Genomic DNA, 9,021 nt, shown 5'->3' with positions numbered 1-9,021 from the left:
TAATGAGCGATTTCATTGGCATTATGCATTGTACGCAATCCGCCTTCTGGAGAGCTCAAAGAAAACGTGAAGTTTTTTAATTGGCTTCTATTCGACACATAGTTTAATAAACAGTCTATGATGTAAAAAGGTAAATCAAATAAATCAGCATTATCGTAACTGCTGGCAGTAAAGAGTTTCCAGCCAATGATTCCGATTTGAGCATCTGGTTTGATCTGGCTTTCTTCAAAGAAGTTTTCCAACTTCTTTTCTCCTGCCATCGGTTGGTTTGGAAGAGAGAAGAAAGGAACATGAATTGCCTTAGCCTTAATTCTAGAATGTTCAGCTAGCTTTAAGTTTTCATTTCCTAATAATAAATAACTGTCGCCATTTGCATGGACCACCAAGCAAGCTTCTTCAAAACGCGGAATAAAGCCAGTAAGGTACTCGAAGTTAGCTCCATGTTCACGATCAGCATAAATAATGGCTGTATCGATTGAATTGACTTTCATTTGTTTTAAAAAATTTGTTTTTCTAGCAGCCATGGTTTCGTCCGTTAATATCACAGACTGAGGGTTGGAATGGATAGTAGGCAACGTTACAGGAGTTAAATTAATGTTCATTTTTATTTTCCTCTTTTCTAACAGATTTTATGTTGGTTAAATTGCTAATTTCTTTAAATTCGAGATTTTCGCTTTCCAAGTCCGTGACGATCATATCAAAGTCAGAAAACTCACCTATTTTATGAAGATAAGAGAGACCAAACTTTTTATGGTCAGCGACGAGTACATTTTTTTTAGCTTGTTTCATAATGGCTTTTTTGGTAAATGCATCCTCTTCATTTGGCAAGGAGACTCCTGAGTCGGCAGTAATGCCTTCTGCGCCAATAAAGGCAATATCAAAATTGAAATTTTTGACAAAGTCAGTAGTTTCTAAGCCTAAAAAGCCTTTTGAAAGGTCACGGTACTTTCCAGGGAGACAATGCAACTGGATGTCTTCATATTTAGCTAATGAATTCATAACCAATAATGAATTAGTATAAAATTGACAATTTTCGATATTGAATAATTCTCTTGCAACAGCTAACGTAGTCGTACCGGTTTCAATAAAAACAGAACTTCCTGGTTTAACTAAGGCTCGGCAAAACTTGGCAATCATTTTTTTCTCGTGAATACTCACTTCTTCTTTAATCGAGATAGGATTTTCAAGTGTGGCATCTTTCCTATAAATTGCTCCACCATGGACTAATTGAATTTCTTCCCATTTAGAAATTTCTTTTAAATCTCGGTTAACCGTCATCATTGAGACATTTAATTCATCTGCTAATTCTTTTGTTGTCACCTCGCCATTGATTTTCACCAAATTGAGGATCAGTTCTTGTCTTTTAACTTGATTCAATTGAACACCCCCTTATCCAAATAAAACGGTATTACTTTCTTTAAACCTATTGTAACATTTAATAAAATAAAAACAACTTAAAATAACATAATGTTTGAATTATGTTATTTTAAGTTGTGTATCTTTATCAGTTTTTAAAAAAATGTCCTTTTCCTTATATCGTTATTCAAAGGGTTTAAAATAGTGAGCATAAGCAAGCAATTTTCATCAGTGAATAAGTAAGCTTGACTAATAGCCGAGATGCAACTCGTAAAAAAGTTTTTAATGGAGAAGCCTAGAGGTAGTAATAAAAGATGGAGTTGACCCACTTACTGCTAAATGATAAGATGAAAGTCAATTAAAGATATTCATAGTCTTTAATATCTTTAATAAGGAGGGAAATGATGAAATATTCAAAAGCTACTGACAATGCCTTGCATACGATGGTGTATTTAATGACGTTGCCTGAAGGAGATAGAATAGGTGTTCAAAGTTTGGCAGAGATACAAAAACTTTCGCCCACTTATTTATCAAAAATATTAACAAAGCTTGCTCAAGCTGGATTAATAGAATCGGTTCGGGGAGTGAAGGGAGGCTATCGGGTTTCTGAACCAAAAGATAGTATCTCATTTTTAGATGTGATAAAAGCCATTGAAGGGGATTCCAGTTTATTTAGCTGTTCTATGAATCACAATGAAGGCTGCATGATCGAAAGTGTTATGGCAAAAGCAGAACAAAACATGAAAGACGAACTCAGTCATCAGTACCTGATGGATATGGTCTATAAAATGGAGCAACATCACATGAACAGTACAAAAAATAAAGAGAATTAAAGAAACAAAAAAACAAACTTGATCACCAAATAGTTAATTTGAGGAGAATGAATATGAATAAACATAACCACTCACATCACGAGGATAATTTTGCAAAAAAAGTCGCGTCGCTAGACAATATGAAAAGAAGAGAAGGATTTCCGCCAGAACAGCTGCTGAAACAAGTTTCAATTAATGCTAACGACACTATTTTAGATATAGGGGCAGGAACAGGATTTTTAACGATACCGGCTGCTAAAGTAACCGATGGTCTGGTTTATGCACTTGATATAGACCCTAAAATGCTGCAACTCATCCAGTCTAGAGCTGAGGATGAAGGTCTTAAAAATATCCAGACTATTCAAAAAGATATGAAAGAGTTGCCTTTATCAGCCAATTCAGTAGATATTGTCTTAGCTTCATTAGTCCTTCATGAAATAAATCCTTTATCTGAGACTTTACAGTTCATTAACCAAGTACTTAAAGCAAAAGGCACATTTGTCTGTGTGGAATTAGAAGAGGAGAAAAATGAAAGTCATCTCCCAAGAATCGCTTCAGCTACAATGGAAAAACAGCTAGAGCAAACAGGGTTTGAAATCAGCAAGAAATTCCACCCCACTGATGCCATTTACGTTATCATTGCCCAAAAGAAACAATAAGCACTATCTACTTGAATAAAAAGATGGTTTTACTTGACTTCGAGTTAACTCAAAGGTATATCTTAATAGATAAGTAGCGAAGTTATTAAATTGATTTTGATTCAGGCGATCAACCGCTCATTAGAAACGCTATAAGAAATAACCGCTTGAGTACTAGTGAAGGAGGGGAAAAAATGGAATACACAAAATTAGGAAATACAGGAATGGACGTTTCAAGAATTTGTCTAGGAGCCATGAGTTTTGGAGACCCAGAAAAATGGATTCACAAATGGGTGTTAAATGAAGAGAAAAGTCGCCCAATTATCAAAAGAGCTTTGGAGCTTGGCATAAATTTTTTTGACACTGCGAATATTTATTCTCTTGGAAAAAGTGAAGAGATTTTGGGGAGAGCATTGAAAGACTATGCAAATCGAGATGAGATTGTCGTCGCTACAAAAGTACATGGACAGATGTTTGAGGGACCGAATGGTGGAGGACTTTCACGAAAAGCGATTCTTTCTCAAATTGACCAAAGTTTAAAACGGCTGCAAATGGACTATGTCGATCTTTATATTATTCATCGTTGGGATTACAATACGCCGATTGAAGAGACTGTGGAAGCCCTACATGATATTGTAAAATCCGGAAAAGCCCGCTATATTGGGGCTTCATCCATGTATGCTTGGCAGTTCCAAAAAGCTCAAAACATTGCAAAGCAAAACGGATGGACTGAATTTATTTCTATGCAAAATCATCTAAACTTAATTTATCGGGAAGAAGAGCGAGAAATGATCCCTTATTCTTTGTCTGAAGGGGTCTCTTTAACTCCATATAGTCCTTTAGCTTCAGGTCGTTTGACACGAGATTTATCTGTTCAGACTAAACGCACAGAAACAGATAGCATCGCACGTTCTAAATACGATGAAACAGCTGATAAGGATCGTCTCATTATTGAAAGAGTAGCACAATTAGCTGAACATTATCAAGTCAGCCGTGTGCATATAGCTCTAGCTTGGCTTTTGCAAAAAGAAGGTGTAGCAGCACCAATCGTCGGAGCTACTAAACTTGAACACATTGAAACAGCAGCTGCAGCGGTTGATTTTAGACTCACTCCAGAAGATATTATTTTTCTAGAAGAACCTTATATTCCACATGGCATAGTTGGATTTTCATAGAACGTTTGAATGAAATTGTACTCGTGTACTGTAAAACACGCTATAAAATAAACTTATAAGAATAAATAGAGTTATCTATCTATTTATTCTTTTTTGCGCTAAAATAGTTACCTATAGTAATTATTTTAAGTAACTTGAATTGGAAGGAGAGAGAAAACATGGATAGTCAACTATCTGAAGAATACATTGATGCTTGCATGTGTGCAAAACAAACGATTCAATTTTTGCCTGATCCGCCTCATGAAGTGCAAAAGAGACACATTTATATTATCAAAATACTGTATAATTTATCTATGAAACTGGAAGAAGTGCGCGTAAGCGATATTGCTGAGGCAATTGGTGTAACGTTGCCGAGTATTACAAAAAATATCACCACGTTAGAAAAACAAGGCTATATTAAGAAAGAAGCTAATCTGGAAGATAAACGCGTGGTGAACATCCGTTTAACTAAAAAAGGCTTAGCATTACATCAAAAAATGGTCCACGATTTCCATCGCAAAAATAGTCAGATTTTAAAAGACGTTCCAGATGAAGACATCCGCTTGACGATTAAAACGATTTACCGGATACACAATTTAATGGAGCAAGCCCATTTGCTTAGTTAAAAGGAGAGAAAACAAATCATGTATAAAACTTTAATAAAATCATTGCGGCAATATAAAAAGCCCTCATTTTTAACCATGCTGTTTATGGCGTTAGAAGTTGCGGTGGAGATTTTTATTCCTTTTCTTATGGCAAAAATTATTGATAAGGGCTTACTCGAAAGAGATATGGCTTATGTTTTAAAAATAGGCTCTTTAATGTTTGTAATGGCTTGTTTCTCCATGCTGTTTGGCGTATTGGGCGGAAAATTTTCTTCGGATGCCGCAGTAGGGCTTTCGACAAATCTGCGTCAAGACATCTACGAAAACGTTCAAACCTTTGCCTTCGATAATATTGATAAATACTCCTCATCTAGTCTGATTACAAGGCTTACGACAGATATTACAAATATTCAAATGGCTTTTCAAATGGTTCTCAAAACGATTATTCGTGCACCGTTTATGATTGCTTTTGCCTTTGGAATGGCTGCTTATACGAATTTGAAATTATCCTTAACAATTTTATTTATTGTTCCAGTTTTAGGCATTATTTTAGTCGGGTTGATTTATCGGGTACATCCTTATTTTATAAAAGTCTTTAAAAAATATGATCGATTGAATCAAACCGTACAAGAGGATATCAACGGTGTACGTGTGGTAAAATCATTCGTTCGAGAAGAGAAAGAAATTGAAAAATTTAAAGAAGCCTCTGAAAATATTAAACGTTTATTTATGAAAGCAGAAAAAATTATTGCATTTAGTGCTCCCGTTATGCAACTGGCTATTTACTCTTGTCTGCTGCTTGTTTATTGGTTTGGGGCAAAATACGTGGTCGGCGGAACAATGAGTACCGGCGAGTTAACGAGTTTTATTACGTATATGATGCAAATCTTAAGCAGTGTCATGATGATTTCCATGATTTTTGTGATGATCGTGATTTCCGAAGCTTCGGTAGAACGGGTGGCTGAAGTTCTGAATGAAAAAGCAACATTGAGAAATCCTGAGAAGCCGCTGACGACCATTGAAAATGGCGACATTGCATTTAAAAATGTTCAATTTAAATACACTCAACGTTCAGAAGAGGCCGACTTAAGTCACATTAATTTAACCATCCAGTCGGGCGAGACGATAGGGATCATTGGCGGAACAGGTAGTGGAAAGAGTACGCTTATTCAGTTGATTCCAAGATTGTATGATGTGACTGAAGGAGAAGTATCTGTTTCAGGACATAACGTCAAAGATTATGATTTAGTGACCTTGCGTGACCAGATTGCAATGGTACTGCAAAAAAATACCTTATTTTCAGGAACGATAATTGACAACTTGAGATGGGGAAATAAAGACGCTTCTGAAGAGGAAGTGCGGCGGGTTGCCAAATTAGCGCAAGCAGATGATTTTATTCAAGCCTTTCCCGATGGATATGAAACCGTGCTGGATCAAGGTGGGTCAAACGTTTCGGGGGGTCAAAAACAACGATTAACAATTGCACGGGCCTTATTAAAACGGCCGAAGATTTTGATTTTAGACGATTCGACCAGTGCTGTAGATACGAAAACAGATGCATATATTCGAAAAGCCTTTATAGAAGAAATTCCAAATACAACAAAAATTATTGTAGCGCAGCGTATTTCTTCTATTCAAGATGCGGACCGGATTATCGTACTAGATGAAGGAAAAATCAATGGTATAGGGACGCATAACGAATTGCTGGAAAATAATGTCATCTATCAAGAAGTATTCGATTCTCAAGTAAAGGGAGGGACGATCATTGAAGAATAAACCGAGTAAGAAAACGGCTGCTAATCCATTGAAAACATTTAAACGCATTCTTTCCTATGCAACTAAAAAATATAAAATACGGATACTTATCGTAATTGTCAGTATTATCATTAGTGCAGCTACTAATGCGATTGGCATCAGCTTTACAAAAACGTTGATTGATGATTATATTGCCCCTTTGCTGACGCAAGCAACACCTGATTTTTCAAATTTAGCTCGAATCATTGGTATAATGGCACTGTTGTATTTAACCGGTGCTTTGTTCACTTATATCTTTAATCGCACCATGGTGACAGTATCACAAGGAACCTTAAAAGATATTCGGGATGAATTGTTTACGCATATGGAATCTTTGCCGATTCGTTATTTCGACAGCCATGCGACCGGCGACATTATGAGTCATTATACGAACGATATTGATACGCTGAGGCAGATGATCAGCCAATCGATTCCGCAGATTTTTTCTTCATTGATTATGATCTTATCGATTATCATTGCCATGTTCATTATCAATATACCAATGACCTTATTTGTCTTATGTATGATTGGTGTGATGGTTGTCGTGGTTCGTACAATCGGCAGTAAAAGTAGTCGCTACTTCTCGATTCAACAAGCGGCATTGGGAACATTAAATGGGTACGTAGAAGAAATGATTGAAGGCCAAAAGGTTGTAAAAGTCTTTAACCATGAAGAAGAAGCAATTGCTGATTTTAGTCAATTGAATGAAAATCTTAGAGAAAATGCGACAAAAGCCAATACGTATGCCAATATTTTAATGCCGATCATGGGAAACATTGGAAATTTTACGTATTTGTTAACGGCTGTAATTGGCTCAATTTTTTCGATTACAGGCGTCACAGTACTAACCGTAGGAAGTATTGCGTCTTTTGTTCAATTCACGAAAAGCATTACCATGCCGGTAGCACAAATTTCGCAGCAGTTTAATGCGATTATTTTGTCATTAGCGGGCGCAGAACGGATTTTTAATTTATTGAGCGAAACGCCTGAAGAAGACGATGGAACGAACAAGCTAGTTAATATCACTAAAATGCCTGACGGGAAAGTTGAAGAAGTTCAGCAACGTACAGGCAGCTGGGCTTGGAAACAAACGACTGCTGACCATAAGACAACTTATACCGAATTAATAGGAGATGTGCGTTTTAATGATGTAACATTTGGATATAATGCCAATAAAACGATTCTTCACGATATTAATCTGTTTGCAAAACCCGGTCAAAAAATTGCTTTTGTTGGAGCAACAGGAGCTGGGAAAACGACAATCACTAATTTAATCAATCGCTTTTATGATATTCAGCAAGGATCGATCACTTATGACGGGATCGATATTAAAAAAATCAAAAAAGAGGATTTAAGACAGTCTTTAGGCGTCGTTTTACAGGATACACATTTATTTACAGGAACGATCAAAGATAATATTCGGTATGGCAGATTAGATGCCACTGATGAAGAAGTTGAAGCAGCTGCAAAATTAGTGAATGCTGACTTTTTTATTCGGCAATTGCCGCAGGGGTATGAGACAGAATTAACAGGTGATGGTGGTTCGCTTTCTCAGGGACAAAGACAGTTGCTCGCCATTGCGAGAGCAGCAGTCGCGAACCCGCCAGTTCTGATCCTTGACGAAGCGACTTCAAGCATTGACACACGAACAGAAACAGTTGTTCAAAGCGGAATGGATGCATTGATGAAAGGAAGAACAGTCTTTGTCATTGCTCACCGGCTTTCAACGGTACGAAATTCAGATGCAATTATGGTCATGGACCAAGGGCGAATCATTGAAAGAGGAAATCATGAAGAGTTGATTGCGCAAAAAGGCGAATATTATCAATTGTATACGGGTGCGTTTGAAATGAATTAAGTAATGCCTTTTTATGCCAATCTTTATTTAAAGAGATAAAAAAGCTTTATTGAAGATGATAATTTTCTTCAATAGAGCCTTTTTAATTTGTCTTGGTGGTGTTTATTAGTCAAATGAAGCTTAGCTTTGTAGCTCATTTCATTAATAAGACAGTTTATTAGTCAAAGAGGATGCTGCTTTGTTGTTCATTTCATCAATAGTCCTGCTTATTAATCAAACTGTGACTTGCTCGGCACTCATTTCATCAGTAAACATACTCTATTAATCAAGTGAAATCTCGATTCATGTTTCATTTGATCAATATGGAGAATTTACTTCATAATAAGTTGACTTGCAGTTGCCCTGCGAAATGTAATTGCTGCTCAATACTCTTTGAATACGCTGTTTATTGTACTTTCCTCCACACCACTCATGAATAAGGTGCTTTGTAACACTTACTTCAGGAAAGAGGAGATGAAATTCCTCTGCTGAACGTTTGATGGCTTTTGCGATAGTTTCTTTATGACCACAAGAAGAGCAAAGACGGTTATTTCGTGTATCAATGTGTTCAAACGAACAACATTTCGGACAGAATATCCCTTTCTTAAGAGTATCAAAATTATATTTCGGCAAATTGGGAGGGCGGTAGTTTGCAATATGCAAGTCACATAACTGGCTAGCAAGCCGCTTAGGAGTTTCTTTTATAAAGCTCTGCTTTTTCCCTATGCAGTCAAAGTGATGAGTTAGCTGGTTGGCAAACAAGAACGGCTTATCCCGAGTCAACTGGTACAAATAAAAGTCGGAATTAATGAAAACAACTTGGGA

General features: G+C 36.6%; 8 protein-coding genes and 1 pseudogene. 6 read left to right on the top strand and 3 right to left on the bottom strand.

Annotated features, from left to right (window positions below; translation table 11 throughout):
* A partial coding sequence (locus RT405_RS00525; protein ID WP_313466794.1) for an aminopeptidase P family N-terminal domain-containing protein occupies nt 1–608 on the bottom strand: 608 nt, incomplete at its 3' end.
* Nucleotides 592–1,377, bottom strand: a complete 786-nt coding sequence (locus RT405_RS00520; RefSeq protein WP_313466743.1) for a DeoR/GlpR family DNA-binding transcription regulator — start codon at nt 1,375–1,377, stop codon at nt 592–594. The genes RT405_RS00520 and RT405_RS00525, both read right to left, overlap by 17 nt.
* Before the next feature lie 383 nt (nt 1,378–1,760).
* Here RT405_RS00520 and RT405_RS00515 point away from each other — a divergent pair, with 383 nt between their 5' ends.
* The 6 genes from RT405_RS00515 to RT405_RS00490 all read left to right on the top strand — a co-directional run bounded on the left by RT405_RS00515 (nt 1,761) and on the right by RT405_RS00490 (nt 8,217).
* Entirely contained in the window at nt 1,761–2,189 is a 429-nt protein-coding gene (locus tag RT405_RS00515; RefSeq protein WP_313466742.1) for an Rrf2 family transcriptional regulator, read from the top strand.
* 53 nt (nt 2,190–2,242) lie between these two features.
* On the top strand, nt 2,243–2,827 hold the full coding sequence (locus RT405_RS00510) for a class I SAM-dependent methyltransferase (RefSeq protein ID WP_313466741.1): 585 nt from the start codon (nt 2,243–2,245) through the stop codon (nt 2,825–2,827).
* A gap of 173 nt (nt 2,828–3,000) precedes the next feature.
* A complete protein-coding gene (locus RT405_RS00505; protein ID WP_313466740.1) occupies nt 3,001–3,981 on the top strand; it encodes an aldo/keto reductase in 981 nt (326 codons plus the stop codon).
* A 158-nt stretch (nt 3,982–4,139) separates the two neighbouring features.
* A complete protein-coding gene (locus RT405_RS00500) occupies nt 4,140–4,586 on the top strand; it encodes a MarR family transcriptional regulator (protein ID WP_313466739.1) in 447 nt (148 codons plus the stop codon).
* 18 nt (nt 4,587–4,604) lie between these two features.
* Complete coding sequence (locus RT405_RS00495; RefSeq protein WP_313466738.1) at nt 4,605–6,341, top strand: ABC transporter ATP-binding protein; 1,737 nt, start codon at nt 4,605–4,607, stop codon at nt 6,339–6,341.
* A complete protein-coding gene (locus RT405_RS00490; RefSeq protein WP_313466737.1) occupies nt 6,331–8,217 on the top strand; it encodes an ABC transporter ATP-binding protein in 1,887 nt (628 codons plus the stop codon). The genes RT405_RS00495 and RT405_RS00490 overlap by 11 nt, the downstream gene beginning before the upstream one ends.
* 297 nt (nt 8,218–8,514) lie before the next feature.
* On the opposite strand, the pseudogene RT405_RS00485 reads toward RT405_RS00490, so the two are convergent.
* Nucleotides 8,515–9,021: pseudogene (locus RT405_RS00485) on the bottom strand (NERD domain-containing protein); the annotation flags it as partial.

Source organism: Carnobacterium sp. (assembly GCF_032094055.1).
GTDB lineage: Bacteria > Bacillota > Bacilli > Lactobacillales > Carnobacteriaceae > Carnobacterium_A.
Note: the sequence above shows the minus strand (reverse complement) of the source record. Positions and strands in the feature narration are given on the sequence as shown.

What these genes read in the sequence shown, in the direction of transcription:
- RT405_RS00505 (WP_313466740.1), top strand. Translation starts at nt 3,001, where the DNA reads ATGGAATACACAAAATTAGGAAATACAGGAATGGACGTTTCAAGAATT.
- RT405_RS00495 (WP_313466738.1), top strand. Translation starts at nt 4,605, where the DNA reads ATGTATAAAACTTTAATAAAATCATTGCGGCAATATAAAAAGCCCTCA.
- RT405_RS00510 (WP_313466741.1), top strand. Translation starts at nt 2,243, where the DNA reads ATGAATAAACATAACCACTCACATCACGAGGATAATTTTGCAAAAAAA.
- RT405_RS00515 (WP_313466742.1), top strand. Translation starts at nt 1,761, where the DNA reads ATGAAATATTCAAAAGCTACTGACAATGCCTTGCATACGATGGTGTAT.
- RT405_RS00500 (WP_313466739.1), top strand. Translation starts at nt 4,140, where the DNA reads ATGGATAGTCAACTATCTGAAGAATACATTGATGCTTGCATGTGTGCA.